Origin of the sequence: Microbulbifer elongatus (assembly GCF_021165935.1) — a bacterium.
In the GTDB taxonomy this organism is placed as follows: Bacteria; Pseudomonadota; Gammaproteobacteria; order Pseudomonadales; family Cellvibrionaceae; genus Microbulbifer; species Microbulbifer elongatus.
The window spans coordinates 2,710,668-2,729,621 of the sequence record NZ_CP088953.1; the positions used below are offsets into that span (position 1 = coordinate 2,710,668).

Sequence of the window (18,954 nt, forward strand, 5' to 3'; positions counted from 1 at the left end):
CGGATGGCTCGGCCAGGCACCGGGGTTGCGATGGATACTTCTGTACAACCCTTGATAAACCATAAGAATCCCGTACGCAGTCTGGGGCACAAACGTGTTAGAAATCATCAAATCCGGCGGCTGGCTGATGCTGCCAATCCTGCTTTGTTCCGTTGCCGTTATCGCTATCTTTATCGAGCGCCTGTGGACCCTCAATGAGCGCAAGATCGCCCCGCGGACCCTGCTGGGGGAAGTGTGGGGCAGCCTGCGCAATAATCAGCTGACCACAGAAAAGATCAAAGAGCTGCGGGATTCCAGCCCTCTGGGCCGTATCTTCGCGGCAGGTCTGGCCAACTCAAAACACGGCCGCGATGTCATGAAGGACAGTATTCAGGAGGCCGCCAGCGAGGTGGTACACGAACTGGAGCGCTTCCTGAACGTGCTGGGCACCATCGCCGCTGTGGCGCCGTTGATCGGTCTGCTGGGTACTGTGGTCGGTATGATCCAGGTGTTTACCGCCATCATGCTGGAGGGTACGGGTAACGCGGGTGTTCTTGCCGGGGGGATCTCTCAGGCTCTGATCACCACGGCAGCGGGCCTGAGCGTGGCGATTCCCGCACTGATGGCACACCGTTACTTCCAGCGCCGCCTGGACAGCATCGTGGTCACCATGGAGCAGGAGTCCGTCAAACTGGTGGACGCGCTGCACAGCGACCGCCGTATCGAAGCCGCCTGAGCCCATCGCCAGACATTCAGGAGCGCTCGATGCAATTCCGTCGTCAAAGCCAAGAGCAGGATGGGGTCAACCTCACACCACTGATTGATGTGGTATTCCTGTTGCTGATCTTTTTTATGGTGTCGACCACCTTTACCAAGGAAAGCCACCTCAAGCTCAACCTCCCTGAAGCCGCGGGGCCTCAGGCCGAGTCGCCGCCGTCTACGATCGAGATTCTGATCAATGCAGATGGCTCATACTCCGTGGACGGCCAGGCACTGATCAACAAGAAGCTGGTTACCCTCAAATCGGCACTGTCGGAAGTTTCGGCTGGCGAGTACAATCGCCCGCTGATCATCACCGCTGATGCCACTGCCGAACACCAGTCAGTGGTTCGCGCCATGGATGCCGCCGGGCAACTGGGGTTTGTACACCTCAGTATTACCACGCGGCAGCCTGACGAACAGTAATCTATAAGTGTTGAAGTGGGGTGGCACCCGTGTCACTCCGTTGGTCCTTTCGCGCACCGTCGCCCGCAATCCGCGGGCGTTGTCGTTTGATAGGGCGGCCAACACACAACCTGATTGTTTATGGATAAATCCCCGCAACCGACCCGCAAACCCCAAAATGGAGCAAGGACCTACCGTCGCCTGCTCTCCTACGCCGCACCGCACTGGGCGGTGTTTGTGCTGGCGGTGTTTGGCTTCCTGCTGTTTTCCACCATGGAAGTCGCCCTGATTGCGGTGACGGAACTGCTGCTGGATGCGGTGGGCGCGGGAATCGAGACCGGACGCGGGTTTCTGTCCAAGTACGTCGCGTCCTATTTTCCCGGGGGCCAGATGCCCCAGGAAACGGCCCGCTGGCTGGTGCCCACGGGGATGCTTGCCATTATTGCCCTGCGCGCGGTGGGAAATTTCGTCGGCAGCTACGGCCTCGCCTATGTTGCGCGGGCGGTGATTCACCAGTTGCGTTCCGAGCTGTTTGAAAGTATCGGTCGTCTACCCAGCAGTTATTACGACCGCTATACCGGTGCCTTTCTCATTTCCAAAGTGGCGTATAACGTTGAGCAGGTTACCAACTCCATCACCAAATCCCTGAAAACCATTTTCCGCTCGTCATTTACCGCAATTGGCCTACTTACCTATCTGTTGATGGTGAACTGGAAACTCACCCTGACATTCTTCCTGTTCGTTCCGATTATCGCGGCCATCGTCGGTATTGTGGGCAAGCGTTTTCGCAAACTGAGCCACCGTATCCAGAACACCATGGGGGACGTGACGCACGTTACCCAGGAAGCCATCAACGGTTACGAAGTAGTGCGGATGTACGGTGGGCAGCAATACGAAAATGCGCGCTTTCAGGCCGCGAGTAATGCCAACCGTCAGCAGTTTATGAAGCTGGTCGTGGCGGACAATGCAAGTGTCTCGGTCATTCAGATTCTCGTCGGCCTGGCTACGGCAGTGCTGGTGTGGTTTGCACTGGCCCCGGGTATGGTGGAATCCATGACCGCCGGTGTGTTCGCCTCTTATATCGGTGCGGCGGCGTCGCTGGCAAAACCCATTCGAAACCTGTCCGAAGTGTATGCGGAAATCCAGAAGGGGATCGCCGCCGCGGAAAGTATTTTCGATGTGTTCGACGCGCCCAAAGAGCCGGCAGATGGCGACGCCGCACTGCCGAAACCGGTAACCGGCGAGGTGACTTTCGAACATCTCGGGTTCCGTTACAGCGACGATGGCCCCGAAGTCCTTGCAGATATCAATGTCACGGTGCGCGCGGGGCAGACGGTTGCGCTGGTGGGGGCTTCCGGTTCCGGCAAGACCACCCTGGTGAGCCTGTTGTCGCGGTTTTATGAGCCGACCACCGGGCGCATCCTGCTGGACGGGGTTGACATTACCCGACTGCCGCTGGCGGATCTGCGCGCGCAGATCAGCCTGGTTTCCCAGAATATCGTGCTGTTCAATGACACCGTGTATCGCAATATTGCCTACGGTGAGCTGGAATCGAAGCCGGAGGCCGATGTACAGCAGGCGGTAGATCTGGCCCATGCCCGCGAGTTTATCGAAGAGTTGCCCCAGGGCCTGCAGACGGTACTGGGCGACAACGCCCAGATACTTTCCGGCGGCCAGCGACAGCGCCTGGCGATCGCGCGCGCGCTGTTGAAAGATTCCCCGCTACTGATTCTGGATGAGGCCACTTCGGCTCTCGACAATACCTCTGAGCGGCATATCCAGGCTGCTCTGACCGAGGTGATGAAGAACCGTACCACATTTGTCATTGCCCATCGGCTCAGTACTATCGAGAATGCCGATTGTATTCTGGTCATGGATCAGGGGCGCATCGTAGAGCAGGGCAGCCACAGTGAGCTGCTTGCCCAAGGCGGGCGCTACGCACTGCTACTGCAGCAGCAGAACATGCAGGGCGCGGGCTGAACACCGCCAGGTTATTGAATACACCGTATCAGGGATAGGGGGCACATAGCGCAATGTCGCTTGAAGACTGGTTGAATAAACGCTGGTACCCGGCCACCGAGGGTGGTGGTGAGTGCGGTACCCAGCTGCCATTGCTGGCACCGCTGGAGGTTGCGTTTCGTCACGGCAGCCGCTGGCGCAAACAGCGCAATAAGCCGGCGCCACTGCCGGTACCGGTCATTGTGGTTGGCAATATCACCGTAGGTGGCGCGGGTAAGACCCCGCTGGTAGCCGAGCTTGGGCGCTGGCTGCTGGACCGCGGTTACCGACCGGGAATTATCAGCCGCGGCTACGGTGGTCGCGCCAAGCAGTACCCCTATGATGTCACCGCGCAATCCCACCCCCTCGAGTCCGGCGACGAGCCTCTGATGCTGCACCTGATGACCGGATTACCGGTAATGGTGTCGCCGAAGCGGGTAGAAGCCGCGCAAGCGCTGATCGCTCAGCACGGGTGCGACGTCATCCTTTCCGACGACGGACTCCAGCACTACGGCCTGTGGCGCAGTATGGAAATCTGCGTCGTGGACGGGCATCGCGGGCTCGGCAACGGTCACCTGTTGCCCCGCGGACCGCTGCGGGAGTCCGTCGAGCGGTTGGCCAGTGTGGACATGGTGGTGGTCAACGGTGTCGCAGGAGAGCTGGCCAGGTCCCAGTGTGGTGACAACATCGACTTCTCCATGCACCTGGAGCCGGCCCGCTGGCATCAATTCAACCTGGATCAGACCTCGACACTCAAGCTGGAGTCCGGCCCGGAAGTCGGCCCCTGCCACGGGGTCGCGGCCATCGGAAATCCCCAGCGTTTTTTCAACGCCCTGCGTGCAATCGGCTTTACCGTGATGGAGATGCCATTTCCTGATCACCACCAGTTCTGTGCTCAGGAGCTGCAGCTGGACGGCGTGACCCCGGTCATCATGACCATGAAAGACGCGGTCAAATGTCGCGACTTCTGGCAGACCCACTGGTGGGCAATGGAAGCACGCGCGCAGCTGCCCGATCTGTTCTATCAACGCATTCACCAACATCTCGAGAGTTTTGAGCCTGCATGAGTACCTCCGGCGAACTGAGCTTTGATGTCATCATTCCCGCCCGTTACGCCTCCAGCAGGCTACCGGGAAAGCCACTGGCAGAGATTGCCGGTAAAACCATGGTACAGCGGGTGTACGAGCGCGCCAGCGAGAGCGCCGCAGAACGGATAATCGTTGCCACGGATGACGAACGTGTGGCCGATGCGGTGGCGGCTTTTGGTGGCCAGGTGTGTATGACCCGCGGCGATCACGCCTCTGGTACCGACCGTCTGCAGGAGGTCGCGGCCAAACTCGGCCTTGCGGAGGAGCGTATTCTGGTAAATGTTCAGGGGGATGAGCCGTTGATCCCGCCAGCGGTGATCAACCAGGTGGCCGCCAATCTGGCTCAGAATACCGCTGCTGGTGTTGCCACCCTTGCGGAACCCATTGAATCCGTGGACGATTTCCTGAACCCCAATATCGTCAAGCTGGTATGTGAGGAAAATGGCCTGGCGCGTTACTTTTCCCGCGCCCCCATACCCTGGCCGCGGGATGCTTTTGCCCGCGACCGAACTGTTCTGCCGGCCGGGGTGCACCCGCGCCGTCATATTGGCATCTATGCTTACCGGGCAGCCCTGTTAAATCTTTTTGTGGGCTGGCCAATGGCGCCACTGGAGCAGATTGAAGCGCTGGAACAATTGCGCTTCCTGTTCAACGGCCATGCCATTCACGTGGCAGATGCCTGTGAGGCAGTGCCCGGTGGCGTGGATACGGAGCAGGATCTGGCGCGGATGCGCAGTCTGTTCCATTGAGGGCCGGATGGGCCAGTCGACCTTGCGGTAGGCCGGGCAGGCGCGGGCGTCACCGCTCTGCCGGCAGGCTCAACACATTTTCTGGTAGCGCATGATTCAGTCTGATATCGACCTGCAACCTTTCAATACCATGACCATAGCGGCGCAGGCGCGCCACTTTTGCTCGGTGACTTCCCTTGAGCAACTGCGCGAGGCCCTCGAATTTGCCCGCAGCAGACAGCTCCCCATCCTCCCTCTGGGCGGTGGCAGCAACATCGTGTTGACCGCTGATTTTCCTGGCCTGGCTCTGCACCTTGGTATGCGCGGGGTGGAGGTCGACGAGGCCGAGGACGGTGTACGCATTCGCGCTCAGGCCGGAGAAAACTGGCACCAGCTGGTGATGCGCACCGTAGACGCCGGTTTTGGCGGGCTGGAAAACCTGGCGCTTATTCCCGGAAACATCGGCGCGGCGCCCATTCAGAACATTGGTGCGTACGGGGTCGAGCTCAAAGATCATTTCGAGCAGCTCACCGCCATGGAAGTCACCACCGGTGAACTGGTGACCTTTACTGCCAGCGAGTGCGCCTTTGGCTATCGGGACAGTCTGTTCAAGGGCAAGGCCAAGGATCGCTACCTGATTTGTGAGGTCGTGCTCAGGCTGCGTCGTGACTGGCAGCCGCGTATTGACTATCCCGCGCTGCAGCAGCATTTCCAGGCGCACAATACCGCACTGGATACCCTCACCCCGTCCCAGGTAGCCGCAGCGGTCATCGATATTCGCAACAGCAAATTGCCAAACCCCATTGAAATCCCGAATACCGGCAGTTTCTTCAAAAATCCGGTGGTTTCCGAGGCGCAATATACCGCGATCAAACAGCGCCACCCGAACGTCGTGGCTTATGCCGCGGGGGATGGTTGGAAACTGGCAGCGGGCTGGCTGATCGATCAGGCCGGCTGGCGAGGTTTTCGGCGCGATGGTGTCGGTGTGCACGACCGGCAGGCCCTGGTGCTGGTCAACCCGGGGCACCGGGCAGGGCAGCAGGTGGTTGATCTGGCCCGGGATATCGCAGCAGATATTCAGCTGAAGTTTGGGGTGACTCTGGAGCCGGAGCCGCGCTTCTACCCGTAGCGACGGGGGTGTGAAATGGGGTTTCAGAGTGGGATATACCAGCCGTCAGGGGGTGCGGGAAATTTCCTGCCGTTTTTTTGCCTTAATGCAGCAGATTGCGTCGCGTTAACTTGCGTACCACTTGCTTTGCAATGAGACACTAGTCTGGTATGTTTTCCGAGGGCTCTGTGGATGGATCTTTGCGGGATGTAACCCGCTGAGCAATAACAAAAAATTCGGTTTTGTGCTAGCTGATTTCAGTAGGAAGATTTTGCGCAAAATCGGCTGAAAATCCGTGGTTGGGGCTAATTTGATAAAAGTCTTAGTGGTAGACGATCACGACTTGGTGCGCATGGGTATTTCCCGCATGCTCGGCGACGTTGACGACATTCAGGTCGTCGGCGAAGCCAAAAGTGGTGAAGACGCACTGGCATTTGTCCGCGAGACGGAAGTGGACGTCATTTTGATGGACGTACGAATGCCCGGTATGGGGGGGTTGGAGGCAACCCGTAAGTTGATTCCGCGCTTCCCCAAGGCGAAGGTCATTGCCGTCAGCGCACTGGACGACGACCTCTTTCCCAGCCGGCTGATTCAGGCGGGGGCATCCGGTTATGTCACCAAGGGTGCAGACCTGGAAGAGATGGTGCGGGCAATTCGCTCGGTGGTTGCAGGCGAGACCTATATCAGCTCGTCGATGGCGACCAAACTGGCGCTGCGCAGTGTCAGCGGTGGCTCTTCGCCCTTCGAAGATCTCTCGGAGCGGGAGTTGCAGACGGCGGTCATGATCGTGAATGGCAACAAGGTGGCAGAAATTGCCGAAACCCTTGCGGTCAGCCCGAAAACCGTCAACACCTATCGATACCGGATATTTGAAAAGCTCGGCCTGCACTCGGATGTCGAGCTGACTCTGCTGGCGGTGAAGCACAATGTGCTGGACCCGGAGGAGGCGGTGTAGTGACAGCGGGCTGCAGAGACTCCGTAGAGACGTGGTAGAGATGCAGTTGTTTCTGCCCGGGTATCATCCACCCAATACGATTTATTGAGAACAGGGGCCTTTCCGGCCCCTGTTCTGTTTCGGTAGCAGTATTTTTTGCATGTTCGACAGTAAGCGCTTTTTATCGACCGTGACCCGTAAACCTGGTGTTTATCAAATGTTTGATAGCCAGGGGAAGGTGCTGTACGTGGGCAAGGCGAAGAATCTGCGAAACCGTCTCGGCAGCTATTTCCGCGCGACCGGGTTGACGGCAAAGACCATGGCTCTGGTGGAAAAGATCTCGGATATCGAGGTCACTGTCACCCGCAGTGAAACCGAGGCGCTGGTACTCGAGCAGAGCCTGATTAAATCCCAGCGGCCGCCCTACAACGTCATGCTCAAGGACGATAAGGGCTACCCGTATATCTTTCTGTCGAGCAAAGATACGTTTCCGCGTATCGCATTTCACCGGGGCTCCAAACGGAAAAAGGGGGACTATTTCGGCCCTTTCCCCAATGCCTCATCGGTGCGTGATAGCCTCAACTTTCTGCAGAAAACCTTTCGACTTCGATCCTGCGAAGACAGCGTCTTCGCCAACCGCTCCCGCCCGTGTCTCCAGTACCAGATCGAGCGCTGTACTGCGCCCTGTGTCGACTATATTTCTCCGGAGGATTACCGCGCGGATGTGCGCCACGCGCAGATGTTTCTGGCGGGGAAAAGCGACACCATCATTCGCGAACTTGCGGAGTCCATGGAGCAGGCTTCCGTTGCGCTGGAATTTGAAAAGGCGGCGCGCCTGCGCGATCAGATTGTCGCCCTGCGCCGCCTGCAATCCGACCAGATTGCGGAAAGTGCCGGTGGCGACGTGGATGTCCTCGGTGCGGCCACCTCTGGCGGACTGTGTTGTGTGCATGTGCTGTTTATCCGCCAGGGCCGGATCCTTGGCAGCCGTAGCTATTACCCAAGCGAAAAGCTGGGGCTGGCATCCTCGGAACTGCTCTCCGCGTTTATTCCGCAGTTCTACCTCGGCGCCAACCGGGAGATCCCCCGCCAGATCCTGATGTCGGAGCTGCTGGACGACGGCGAAGCGCTGCAGCAGGCACTCTCTCAGCAATCCGGTAAAGATGTACATCTGGTGCATAGATTGCGTGGCAATCGGGCATCCTGGGTGGAAATGGCTCAGCAGGCCGCCAGTCAAAACCTGCAAAGTCGCACCGCGTCACAGCAGAAGTTACTGGACCGGTTCGAGAATCTGCAGGACGTCCTGCGCCTGGGGGAAATGCCCGAGCGGCTCGAGTGTTTTGACATCAGCCACTCCAGCGGTGAGGCCACGGTAGCGTCCTGCGTGGTGTTCGATACCGGTGGTCCGGTGAAATCCGACTACCGGCGCTTTAATATTGAAGGCATTACTGCCGGTGACGATTACGCGGCGATGGGGCAGGCACTGCAGCGGCGGTATGCCCGCTTGTCGAAAGGGGAGGGCCGGTTTCCGAATATCCTGCTGATCGACGGCGGCAAGGGACAGGTGCGGCAGGCGGTAGATACCCTCAATGAGCTGGGTGTCACCGGCGTGCAGATCATTGGTGTTGCCAAGGGAACCACCCGCAAGGCGGGGTTTGAGACCCTGCATGTGGTTTCGCAGAATCGGGAGTTGGTGCTGGAGTCGGATTCGCCAGCCCTGCATCTGATTCAGCAGGTACGAGATGAGGCCCACCGGTTTGCCATCACCGGGCACCGCCAGCGGCGCGACAAAAAGCGTCGGGAGTCTCCGCTGGAGGGAATCCCCGGTGTGGGGCCCGCACGGCGGCGGGCACTGCTGCATCATTTCGGTGGGCTTCAGGAAGTGATGCGGGCATCGGTCAATCAGCTCGCCAGTGTGGAGGGGGTCAGCCGCAAGCTGGCCCAGGAAATTTACTCTGCTCTGCACAATGAGTAGTGTAAAGCGCGCCCTTTGGCGTTTATTTTTCGGGTGCGGATTGCTAAGTTACGCATTGCCGACGAAGTCTGTTCAGCGAATGTAAAAGGATCAGCATGACCCTCGCCAATCAATTGACTCTGCTGCGCGTAGCGCTGATTCCGGTATTTGTGCTGGTTTTCTATCTCCCCTATAAGTGGAGCTACATCGCGTCCGCTCTGATCTTTTCTATCGCCGCCGCCACTGACTGGCTGGATGGCTATATTGCCCGCAAAATGAACCAGAGCACGCCATTTGGCGCCTTTCTGGATCCGGTTGCCGACAAGTTGATGGTCGCCACTGCGCTGGTTCTGCTGGTGGACCTGCACGATCACCGCCTGTTTACCATTGCTGCGGCCGTGATAATCGGCCGCGAGATCGCTGTTTCCGCGCTGCGTGAGTGGATGGCGGAGCTTGGGCTGCGCAGTAGTGTGGCGGTGAACTATATCGGCAAGATCAAGACCACCGCGCAAATGGCCGCGATTATTGTTCTGCTGGCGTTTGATGTACAGGAATTTCCGGTAATGGAAACCATTGGCTATATCCTGCTCTACGTCGCTGCGGCACTCACGCTGTGGACGATGGTGGTGTACTTGCGCGCTGCCTGGCCCGCATTGAGCGGCGACGAAACGTCCAAATCCTGAACCGTTAAATACTCGCCCGGCGATGGCCGGGTCGAGGCTGTCACAAATTTCACTTTTCAATATTGGTGCTAATTTTCGCGCCAAACAATCTCGGGTACGATAGTTCCATTCAAGCTTTTATGCGCCAATGGAGTTGTCGTGCCGCGTTCTCAAGCTTTTGCTTCCTTCCGATACCTGCTTGTCTGTTTTCTGCTGATACCCTGCGTCTTGTGTGCAAGTGCCATGGGTGCTTCCGGTGAGAATCACTACCGTCGCGCCGAGTGGTTACCCCGGTGGTCTGATACCGATCGGGACTGTCAGGATACCCGCCATGAATTGTTGATTCGCTTCTCTCTGGCCCCCGTCACCTATAGCGATGAACGTCAGTGCAAGGTGGCCAGTGGCCTTTGGATGGATCCGTATACCGGGAATTTTTTCGAGCTGGCGTCAGATCTGGATGTGGAGCACATTGTGCCGCTCAAATGGGCGCATGAGCGCGGTGGTGCCCTTTGGTCCCGTGACAAGAAGCGGGCGTTTGCGGAGGACCCGGATAACCTGTGGCTGGTGGACGATGGGCGCAATCAAAGCAAGGGCCACCGCGGGCCAGACCAGTGGATGCCTCCCTACGGCCCCGTCAGGCAGTATTACCTGCGTCGATTTATGGCTGTTGCAGAAAAATACGGACTCCAGGCCAGTCCGGAAGAGTCCCGGCTGTTTCTCGCAATGCTGGAAAGCCCCCACCGGGGCTAGTGCGGTAGCAGCTGCAGGATCTCGCCAAAACGGTCTTCGATCGGGTAGGGGGAGGCTGACCAGCCGAGCCTGACCACAACCGCATTGTGGGAGGGCGCCACCATCAGTTTCTGTTCCCGGTTCCCCAGCATATAGAAGCTGTCTGCGGGTAATTGCGGATACAGCTGCGGTAACTGGTTGGTGCGGTTGTTCAGCCACAGCTGGTAGGCGTAGCGCGGGTCGTTGTCGCTCTGGTTGGGGGTAAGGGCGCGAGTGAGCCAGGTCGGATCCAGAAATGGCTGTGGATTGTGGCCCACACCGTATCCCCCTAGCAGGGTGGCACCGATTCGGCCCCATTCCCGCGCGCTCGCATACCCGTAAGAGCTTCCGATAAATACGCCATCGCCATCGAGTTCCAGTATCGTACTGGTAAGGCCGAGTGGCGCGGCAAAAGCAGTTTCCCAGAATGCCAGTGTTGCCTCGGTCCCGCCGAGGGTTTGGTGCATCCACCGCGCCACCAGGTTGGTGCTTCCTGAGGCGTAGGAAAAGTGGCGTCCCGGCGAATGGGCCAGCGGCCGTTGCAGGGCATAGCGAGAGGCGGGCAGGGGACCAAACAGCATACGGGTGGCGTCTGTTCCCGGGCGGTAGGTCTCGTCGAAGGCGAGACCGTCACACATCTGTAACAACCGGTGGAGGGTTATCTCGCAGCGACGATCGTTCTGCCACTCGGGGAAAAGATCTCCCCTGGCAGCATCCGCGAGACCCAGGGTCTCCAGGCGTCCAAACAGTATCGCCAGCAGGCTCTTGCTCATAGACCAGCCAAGTAGTGGTGTTTGGTGTGTAATACCTGCACCGTAGGCTTCTGCCAGAATTTCGCCTTCCTGAATTACCAGCAGTGCGCGGGTGTCCAGCCCGGATTCGTGATCGTGTCGCAGCTGGCTTTCCACAAGCTCCTGCAGGGCAGGGGGGCGGGTGTTTTTTTTGCGCTGGTCTACCCCTTTGCTTACGCCGGAAAGGGGGTTGTCGGCGAGTGGGTGGCGAGGGAGGGGCTGGGGCTTTTGCGCATCGATCAGCGTGCAGCCATAGCGCGGATAGAAGTGTGCTTTCACACTGACAATATTGCCAATGGTTGCTCGGGTAACTCCCTGTCGCTGCTCGATGGATACCAGCGAGAACAGGGGGGAGTAGTTGCTGAGATCACTGCGAATGCGCTGTGGGGTAAACCCTGAGATATGGTGGGCAGAGCACGCCAGTCTGGCGCTCATACCTAGTAGCGTCTGAACAGCATCCCCGGGTAAGCGAAAAAATTTCGCAACTTGCGCGCTCCGGCGTTTCAGGCCGATAACCAGGACGGCGCCCACTGTGAACACGAGCACCCAGGACAATAGGAAAATCATTGGCTTCCGCATGGCATGCCTGGCCAGCGCTCGCAGCGGTGGTGCACCAGGATGCGTTGACAAGAGGGTTTGTCAGTGAAGCTTAGGGGAAAACGGAAGGTGGTGCCCAGAGCCGGACTTGAACCGGCACGTCCCAAAGGACGGGAGATTTTAAGTCTCCTGTGTCTACCAATTCCACCATCCGGGCAGATAGGGCGATCGACAGGCGTGGAGAAAGGCTGTCGATTGGACCAGCCTGATTACTCAGGGCTGGAAGAAAATGGAGGCTAGGGTCGGAATCGAACCGGCGTACACGGAGTTGCAGTCCGCTGCATAACCACTCTGCCACCTAGCCATATTGACTCTGTAGAGGATTCGCTCGCCGGTTCGAGTCGTACCGGCCCTCTTTATTCGCTGCAGGCGCTCGGAGTTGCCATCCACTGAATGACCACTCTGCCACCTAGCCATAGGTGTTGAAAACGTCGCGGATTCTAACGGAATAACAGTAAAAATCCCAGAGTTTTCTGATACTTACGCGCGCCAGGGCGTGTAAGAGGGCGCTATTCTATGGTTTGTCGGGGATTAGTCAAGGCTATTTCGCGATACGATGCATACTGTTCAAATTGTGATCTATGGGCTATTCCAGCGCCGCAGCGGGGAGGCGTAATAACTGGATGAAATGGAAGGGCTCTATCTATTGCCAATTGTTCTAAATTAATTGGCGATCGCGCTGGCAATCCCCCGGACCTGACCAATACTGAGAGTAGCTGGCTAGCACACATCTCCCCCCACGTGTTGTTTAGTAGTGCCGGCCGGGTGCCTTCCTCCATATGGGCACCCAGTGTGTTGTAAGGATGAAATCCTCCAAGTTTCACTCCTAATGGTCTTGGCCCTGACGCTCTCCCCCCCCCCCGTCGTCAGGGCTTTTTTTTGCCTGTAAGAAATGCACGCTCCAGTTGTGGAACGGGCTCTCCCGCCGCTTCTTCTACAAGTTTTCGGAATTTTTTTAGTGTGATTTCACCGCGATCGGCCGCCAGTGCCGTCACCACTTCATCCAGGTTGCGCTTGCCGTCGCTGGATTGTTGGATCTGCTCGTCAATCTGGTGGAGTACTACTGTGGCTCTTGCGGTGATCGGACCAGACGAGCGTTTCACCAGCAGGTTTGGAGATTCTTCTCCCCATTCCGCAAGATCTTGCAGCGCTTCCTGAAAGCGCCGCTCACTGATACCACCGGTACGGCGCAATGTCTGCAGGGAGTAATACTCCGCAATGCCTTCCACAATCCAATCGCTCTCTTTGTCACCGCGAATGCCGGTGACTACATGCACCAGCTCGTGCAGCATACTGCTTGTTCGGTTACCACTGATCAGAGGGCGGTCGGCGTGCATAAACAGGGAGCGGGTTCCAGATAGCCCGCCACGCCACATGGGGTCATCGGCCATGACGATCAGCAGTTTTGCTGGAAACTCCGGGAATACCTTTTTGAGTTCCGGCAAGGTCCAGCCGAGAAAGGCCAGGGTGTCCTGCCGGCGCAGCCCAATACCCAAGGGCCCGGCGATAACGGTGTCGGTTCCATCGATGATGTCCTGGCGACTGCCGATACGACCGGAAATCATCCAGCCTTTGGGGCGAATAAAACGGCGGCCCGGATCCTTCAACTGGAAAATACCTTTCTCGTCCTTGGCATAAGGGGCGAGGGTATTCCAGTCTTGCGGCGTATTGATCTGTAGTGTCGCCTGCGATTGCAGGGACTTGGGGGCGCGGGCGGATATGGGGGGAATCAGTTTGTCGGTGCGGAGGATGGTCCACTTGTCGGTCATCAATGAGTCATAGCGGCCTGACGATTTTTTCGCATCGATCTTGAATCGGTACTGGATTTCACTCTGTCCCGTTCCCGGTTTCCAGATGGCTTTGTCGCCATTCAGTGAAACATCTTCGCCGGCAATTTCTGAATGCCGTTCCGGATTCAGATGCAGAGTCAGTTGGCTGGGGAGCGTGTCACCGGACAGTTCAATACGGACATGCGCAAAATCTTCATCCGGCTTCAGATCCACCCGGTACTGAATGTCGTAAAAGGTTTTGGAATCGGAATGTGCATATGGTGCACACAGACTGCATAGCAGGGCGATCACGCCCAGGTTCGCGAATATGCGGGGAGAGCAAGCTTTCCAAAAATGTTGCATGAATACTTTCTGGCTTGTTAGAAGGACATGGATACGTTTGTTGGTATGACATCACACCTTGTGAACAGTGCCAAAGGTTAGCCCCCATTTTCCCGGGAGGCGACGCTGCGCACAATTTGCAGCCAGGCCGCTATTGGCACCACACTCCTACCGCGATCTTCGATTGAAAAATGTCAGAAGTCTCAGGGCTTGAGTAGAGCGCTATGCAGGTGGCACGGGGTTGTGCAACTAAAAAGCAGGAAAATAAAAAATAGGAGGGGTTGGAAAAATGGTCGGTGAGAGAGGATTCGAACCTCCGACCCCTTCGTCCCGAACGAAGTGCGCTACCAGGCTGCGCTACTCACCGACTTGTGCAACGTTCGATTCCGTTGCGGAATCTGCTGCGGCTTCCTTGTGAAACGGGCGGCATTATAACAGCCACTTCGCCTCTGTAAACCACTGATTTCATTTAATTTTAGCCGTTGTGCGCCCGTAGGCGCGTCGGAGCGTTTTACTTCTTGATCTGGCGGATCAGGCCTTCCTGGGTGGTGGAGGCAACCAGTCTGCCATCGCGGGTGAAGATCTGGCCACGGCAGTAGCCGCGGGCGCCACTGGCGGATGGACTATCGGTCACGTAGAGCAGCCATTCATCCGCGCGGAAGGGGCGGTGGAACCACATGGCGTGGTCGAGACTCGCGGGCATCAGGTGCGGGTCGAACAGGCTGATGGGGTGTGGTTGCAGAGCGGTACCCAGCAGCGCCATATCGGACGCGTAACAGAGAGCGCTGCGGTGTTCGATGGGGCTGTCGGACAATTCGCCGTCCACCTTGAACCAGAACATGCACTGGGGTTCGCGCACGGCGTTATCGAAGTAGCTCATTGGATCCACTGGACGGAAATCGACCATATAGCGGCGCTGGTTCTGCGCGGCGCCTTGCATGCCGGCTTCTTCTGCCAGTTGCTGGGTGTTTTTCAGGTCTTCCGGCTGAGCCAGTCCGTCGGTGGGCATATCCGCCTGGTGATCAAATCCCGGTTCTTCGATCTGGAATGAGGCGGACATATTAAAGATGGCTTTGCCGTTCTGGCGGGCAACTATTCGGCGAGTGGTGAAGCTACCGCCGTCGCGAATGGGATCCACATCATAGATGACAGGTTTTTCACTGCTGCCTGGCCGCAGAAAGTAGGCATGTAGAGAGTGGGGTAGGCGACCCTCAACGGTCCGCGCGGCCGCCATCAGTGCCTGCCCGAGCACCTGGCCTCCGAACAACACTTTGCGGTAGTTTTCGACATGCTCCCGGCTACGGAATAGATTGGTATCCAGTTGTTCGACATCGAGGAGCTTGCTTAACTTTTCCAACATGGGCGGTTACTGCCTGTCTGAATAGGGTTGTCTGATGTGTCACCTAGTGCTCTCGCAATCGGCGGACCGGAAATATTAGCAATTACTCCCAGAATGACCATTGCCGAACTGATCAAAATTGATTTCCTTGTCTTACGGGTTTTCCCGTCGGCACCTGCTCCATTAAGTTGCCGGGCCACCGCCGATTTAACAGTTCTGAATAAAAAAAGATCAGTGTGGTTGAACTATAAGCGCTAAATTTAATGAGAGGAAACGGGAGTGGCACCATGTGATCCTCGCGAATACGCGGTAAATGTACTACTGGCGCGGCTTTTTCCTGTCAATTAGGCGCAAAGTCCCCTGTAGAATTTGGGAAATCCTTTTCCATTCCGGGGGAATTGCCTATCATTCATGAATGAATAGTCAATTTCAGTCTCCACATTCACGGACAGCTAAGGTCGGAAGTATGGATAAGGCAAAAGAGAAGGTTCAGCGGTTCCGCGCGCGCGAGCAGCGTATCCTGGACGCGGCGTTAGAGCTTTTGCTCGAGCATGGTGAAGAAAAGGTTACCGTTGAGCAGATCGCCGAGCGGGTCGATATCGGTAAAGGCACCATCTACAAGCATTTCATCTCCAAAACCGAGATCTACATGCGCCTGCTGATGGACTACGAGAAGTCCCTCACCGAGCGCCTGAAAAGCGCCGTTGCCACGGCTGAGCAGGGCGATATCACCGCCCCGGCACGTGCTTATTTTGAATCCCGTATGGCGGACCCGGCGCGTGATCGCCTGTTCCAGCGGCTGGAAGAGAAGATTATCGCGTTGAATCTTGCGCCAGAGATGATCGCCGAACTGCACGCGCTGCGTAATTCCAACGCGTCAGCCCTGAATCGGGTGTTTGAGCGTCGCATGGAACAGGGGGTTCTGAAGAAGGTGCCTGCCTACTATTACTACTCTACCTATTGGGCTCTGGTACAGGGCGCCGTAGAGCTCTACCACTCCAAGTCATTCGCGGATGTTATCGAAGACCGTGAGGGTCTGATGGAGTTCATCATGGATGTTGGTGTGCATATCGGCGATATCTCCAGCCGCCGTCAAGTTGGCGGTACCCAGCCTTCAGAGCCGGTGCAGAGTAGCCCGAGCAATCCGGGTAGCAGTTTTGGCTGAACCGCTTTTCCAGCAGCTGCAGAAATTGCAGGACGAGTTCCGGGGGCACCCACCGGTGGCCTCCTGGAATCCGGATTTATGTGGCGATATGGATATGGTGATCCGGGCCGACGGTCGATGGATCCATGAAGGAACCGAAATAGAACGCCAGCCACTGGTAAAGCTATTTGCCAGTATTCTCAAGAAAGAAGGGCGTCACTACTATCTGGTGACCCCCGTAGAGAAGTGGCGCATTCGTGTCGAAGATGTCCCATTTCTGATTACTCAGGCGGCGCGCCAGGGGGAAGGGTCTACCGGCGAAATTTTGCTCACCACCAATACCGGTGACGTTGTTCCGTTGGACAGCGAACATCCTCTTCTGCTCAAGCCTTACGGCGACCCGCCGCAACCAATTCCCTACGTCGAGGTTCGCAACGGACTTCAAGGGCGGATGTCTCGTGATGTCTACTACCAGTTGATTGACTGGGCCGAGCCGCGGCAGCCCACCGAGCCTCCGGCGAAATTATGCCAGTTGTGGTTGCAAAGTAAGGGCGAGGAATTTTTGCTCGGCCAATATTAGTTCACCGTCGACACTTGGAACTGGTGTTCCTGTGCCTTGTTTCAATTTACCCCTTCTCTGTATGTTTTTTATCCGCTCGGGATCTCCCTGAAATATATATGAAATCATCCAGAAATATTACAGAAATAAAAATTTAACATTGCAATATTTTTGAATTGATTTACGGCTTTTTTTCTTCGCGTCTTTCATTCGTAACATTTTCGCAACACTCCGTTCCTAGACTCCCCCTCGTCCAAATTGCTTTGGCCGATAAGAATTTTTAAATCTCGGATTAATTCACTTCATCCTTGTTAGGGGGATCCATGAAACTTGCATCCAACAAGCTGCTGCTGGCAGCCGCGATTTCTGCTGTGCTGGCTGGTTGTGACAGCGGCGGTATCACCATTGCTCCGGAAACTAACGATAACTCTACCAACAACGGTGGCGGACAAGTCGAAGTTCCAGGTGATTCTTACGATGGTCCCTGCGCCTCATATGAAAAAGAAGATGGCACTATTGCTCACGGTGATTACAACGAAGCTCAAGGAAATTGTGTATACCAGCGCAGCTTCGTAGATGCCGGAAACCCGCTGATGCAAGACATCACTCTGGCGACCCTGGCTGGTAATGGCGCTCATGTCTTCACAGGTAGCCTTGTGGTTGGTAAAAATTACAGCAGTCAGGCTGAGCTAGACGCCGCAGGTATCGCAAAAGGCGGCGACGGTGCCGTTCTGACTATTGAGCCGGGCGTGACAGTTGCGTTCAACTCCGCTGCAGAGTCCCTGGTAATCAACCGTGGATCTCAGATTTTCGCTGAAGGTACTTCCGCTGCGCCGATCATTGTTACCTCTCTGTCAGACGTAAACGGTGAAATCACTAACCCTGAAGCCGTAGGCGAATGGGGCGGCATGGTGGTGAATGGTTTTGGTGTTACCAACAAGTGTGAGTACACAGGCTCTGTTGATGCAGGTGATATTGCTCAGGTTGGTGAGTGTCACGTAGACGTTGAAGGTCTGATTGGCGACGCTATCTCCAACTATGGCGGCGACAACAACGAAGATAACTCTGGTGTTCTGCGTTACTTCATCGTTAAGCACACTGGTTTCGACGTAGTGCCGGGCAACGAACTGAACGGTATTACTTTCGGTGCCGTTGGTTCTGGCACTGTGCTGGAAAACATCCAGGCTTATTCCACTCAGGACGATGGTGTTGAATTCTTCGGCGGTTCTGCGGACCTGACCAACTACGTAGCACTGTACGTCAACGACGATTCCATCGACCTGGACGAAGGCTACCGCGGTACCATCACCAACTCTCTGGTAATTCAGGGTGGTCGTGAAGGTGCTAACTGTATCGAATCTGACGGTATAGGCAGCTACTCCAGCAAAAGTGCTGACGTTATTGCTGACTTCATCGCCCGCGGCCTGAATAGCCGTCCAGTTATCGATGGCCTGACCTGCATCATCTCTCCAGTCGCCGGTACTGACGATGAAGGCGCTGGCTGGCGTTTCCGCGAAGCAATCTACCCGACCATCACTAACTCCATGGTTGTTGCTTCTTTCATCGGTGCTGAAAACGGTAGTGACAACTACTGTGTCCGTCTTGAAAACGACACCCTGCAAGGTGCGCAAGATGGTGACGTTGTAATGAAGTCCAACATCTTCGCCTGTGAAACCAAGACCAAAGGCGGTGTTCTGCCGAACAACCAGACCGTTGAAGCTTGGGCTGCTGCAAACGGCAACGTATTCGCCGAAGCCTTCCCGACCGCGGGTGCGGCTTACAACCCAACTGCTGCCGCCGACACCGGTCTGCAGATTCTGGGTGGCTCTCCGCTGCCAATCTTCTCTCTGGATACCGCCAGCATGCTGGTTGACGGTGCTGCAGTTACCCTGGCGCCTGAAAATGATCGTGGCTTCATTGGTGCACTGTCTGAATCCAGCGACGCAGGTGACTGGACTTCCGGCTGGACTGTAGGTCTGGACACCATCGATTGGCTGACTCAGTAAGGTAGGAATGGAATAGGGGGGAAT

The 18,954-nt window shown here is 56.7% G+C and carries 16 protein-coding genes and 3 tRNA genes; 13 read left to right on the forward strand and 6 right to left on the reverse strand.

The genetic code is table 11. The features are described from left to right. Positions 1–94: 94 nt before the first annotated feature. The 10 genes from LRR79_RS11075 (at position 95) to LRR79_RS11120 (ending at position 10,365) form a co-directional block, all read left to right on the forward strand. Positions 95–715, forward strand: coding sequence for a MotA/TolQ/ExbB proton channel family protein (locus tag LRR79_RS11075; RefSeq protein ID WP_231757268.1), 621 nt, complete (start codon positions 95–97; stop codon positions 713–715). A 29-nt stretch (positions 716–744) separates the two neighbouring features. After that, positions 745–1,164, forward strand: a complete 420-nt coding sequence (locus tag LRR79_RS11080) for an ExbD/TolR family protein (protein ID WP_231757269.1) — start codon at positions 745–747, stop codon at positions 1,162–1,164. Positions 1,165–1,284: 120 nt separating this feature from the next. Next, positions 1,285–3,123, forward strand: coding sequence for a lipid A export permease/ATP-binding protein MsbA (gene msbA, locus LRR79_RS11085; RefSeq protein ID WP_231757270.1), 1,839 nt, complete (start codon positions 1,285–1,287; stop codon positions 3,121–3,123). 53 nt (positions 3,124–3,176) lie between these two features. Continuing rightward, on the forward strand, positions 3,177–4,208 hold the full coding sequence (gene lpxK / locus LRR79_RS11090) for a tetraacyldisaccharide 4'-kinase (protein WP_231757271.1): 1,032 nt from the start codon (positions 3,177–3,179) through the stop codon (positions 4,206–4,208). A gap of 14 nt (positions 4,209–4,222) precedes the next feature. After that, positions 4,223–4,978 carry a 3-deoxy-manno-octulosonate cytidylyltransferase gene (kdsB, locus tag LRR79_RS11095; RefSeq protein WP_231760019.1) on the forward strand — a complete coding sequence of 252 codons (756 nt, stop codon included), beginning with the start codon at positions 4,223–4,225 and terminating at the stop codon, positions 4,976–4,978. A gap of 91 nt (positions 4,979–5,069) precedes the next feature. Next, a complete protein-coding gene (gene murB / locus LRR79_RS11100) occupies positions 5,070–6,086 on the forward strand; it encodes a UDP-N-acetylmuramate dehydrogenase (RefSeq protein WP_231757272.1) in 1,017 nt (338 codons plus the stop codon). Between the two features lie 289 nt (positions 6,087–6,375). Then, positions 6,376–7,020 carry a response regulator gene (locus LRR79_RS11105; protein ID WP_043316364.1) on the forward strand — a complete coding sequence of 215 codons (645 nt, stop codon included), beginning with the start codon at positions 6,376–6,378 and terminating at the stop codon, positions 7,018–7,020. 139 nt (positions 7,021–7,159) lie between these two features. Next, positions 7,160–8,974, forward strand: coding sequence for an excinuclease ABC subunit UvrC (uvrC, locus tag LRR79_RS11110; protein ID WP_231757273.1), 1,815 nt, complete (start codon positions 7,160–7,162; stop codon positions 8,972–8,974). A gap of 95 nt (positions 8,975–9,069) precedes the next feature. Then, positions 9,070–9,636, forward strand: coding sequence for a CDP-diacylglycerol--glycerol-3-phosphate 3-phosphatidyltransferase (gene pgsA / locus LRR79_RS11115; protein ID WP_231757274.1), 567 nt, complete (start codon positions 9,070–9,072; stop codon positions 9,634–9,636). Positions 9,637–9,858: 222 nt separating this feature from the next. Continuing rightward, on the forward strand, positions 9,859–10,365 hold the full coding sequence (locus LRR79_RS11120; RefSeq protein ID WP_231757275.1) for a GmrSD restriction endonuclease domain-containing protein: 507 nt from the start codon (positions 9,859–9,861) through the stop codon (positions 10,363–10,365). Here LRR79_RS11120 and LRR79_RS11125 read toward each other — a convergent pair. The 6 genes from LRR79_RS11125 to LRR79_RS11150 all read right to left on the reverse strand — a co-directional run bounded on the left by LRR79_RS11125 (position 10,362) and on the right by LRR79_RS11150 (position 15,242). Then, positions 10,362–11,609: a serine hydrolase domain-containing protein gene (locus LRR79_RS11125; protein WP_231757276.1), complete on the reverse strand. Its 1,248-nt coding sequence runs from the start codon at positions 11,607–11,609 to the stop codon at positions 10,362–10,364. The two genes, LRR79_RS11120 and LRR79_RS11125, sit on opposite strands and share 4 nt — an antisense overlap. 232 nt (positions 11,610–11,841) lie before the next feature. Next, positions 11,842–11,928, reverse strand: a tRNA-Leu gene (locus LRR79_RS11130). 73 nt (positions 11,929–12,001) lie between these two features. Next, positions 12,002–12,075: transfer RNA gene (locus LRR79_RS11135), tRNA-Cys, on the reverse strand. A 562-nt stretch (positions 12,076–12,637) separates the two neighbouring features. Continuing rightward, positions 12,638–13,903: a hypothetical protein gene (locus LRR79_RS11140; RefSeq protein WP_231757277.1), complete on the reverse strand. Its 1,266-nt coding sequence runs from the start codon at positions 13,901–13,903 to the stop codon at positions 12,638–12,640. Positions 13,904–14,172: 269 nt separating this feature from the next. Next, positions 14,173–14,249, reverse strand: a tRNA-Pro gene (locus LRR79_RS11145). Between the two features lie 144 nt (positions 14,250–14,393). Continuing rightward, the gene (locus LRR79_RS11150; protein ID WP_231757278.1) at positions 14,394–15,242 is read right to left on the reverse strand and encodes an acyl-CoA thioesterase; all 849 of its coding nucleotides are present in this window, start codon (positions 15,240–15,242) and stop codon (positions 14,394–14,396) included. 445 nt (positions 15,243–15,687) lie between these two features. On the opposite strand from LRR79_RS11150, the gene LRR79_RS11155 reads away from it, so the two are divergent. The 3 genes from LRR79_RS11155 to LRR79_RS11165 all read left to right on the forward strand — a co-directional run bounded on the left by LRR79_RS11155 (position 15,688) and on the right by LRR79_RS11165 (position 18,930). Beyond that, positions 15,688–16,386, forward strand: a complete 699-nt coding sequence (locus tag LRR79_RS11155; RefSeq protein ID WP_231757279.1) for a TetR/AcrR family transcriptional regulator — start codon at positions 15,688–15,690, stop codon at positions 16,384–16,386. After that, positions 16,379–16,945: a DUF1285 domain-containing protein gene (locus tag LRR79_RS11160; protein ID WP_231757280.1), complete on the forward strand. Its 567-nt coding sequence runs from the start codon at positions 16,379–16,381 to the stop codon at positions 16,943–16,945. Before LRR79_RS11155 ends, LRR79_RS11160 begins: the two co-directional genes overlap by 8 nt. Before the next feature lie 302 nt (positions 16,946–17,247). Beyond that, positions 17,248–18,930: a serine/threonine protein kinase gene (locus LRR79_RS11165; RefSeq protein ID WP_231757281.1), complete on the forward strand. Its 1,683-nt coding sequence runs from the start codon at positions 17,248–17,250 to the stop codon at positions 18,928–18,930. Positions 18,931–18,954: the final 24 nt, after the last annotated feature.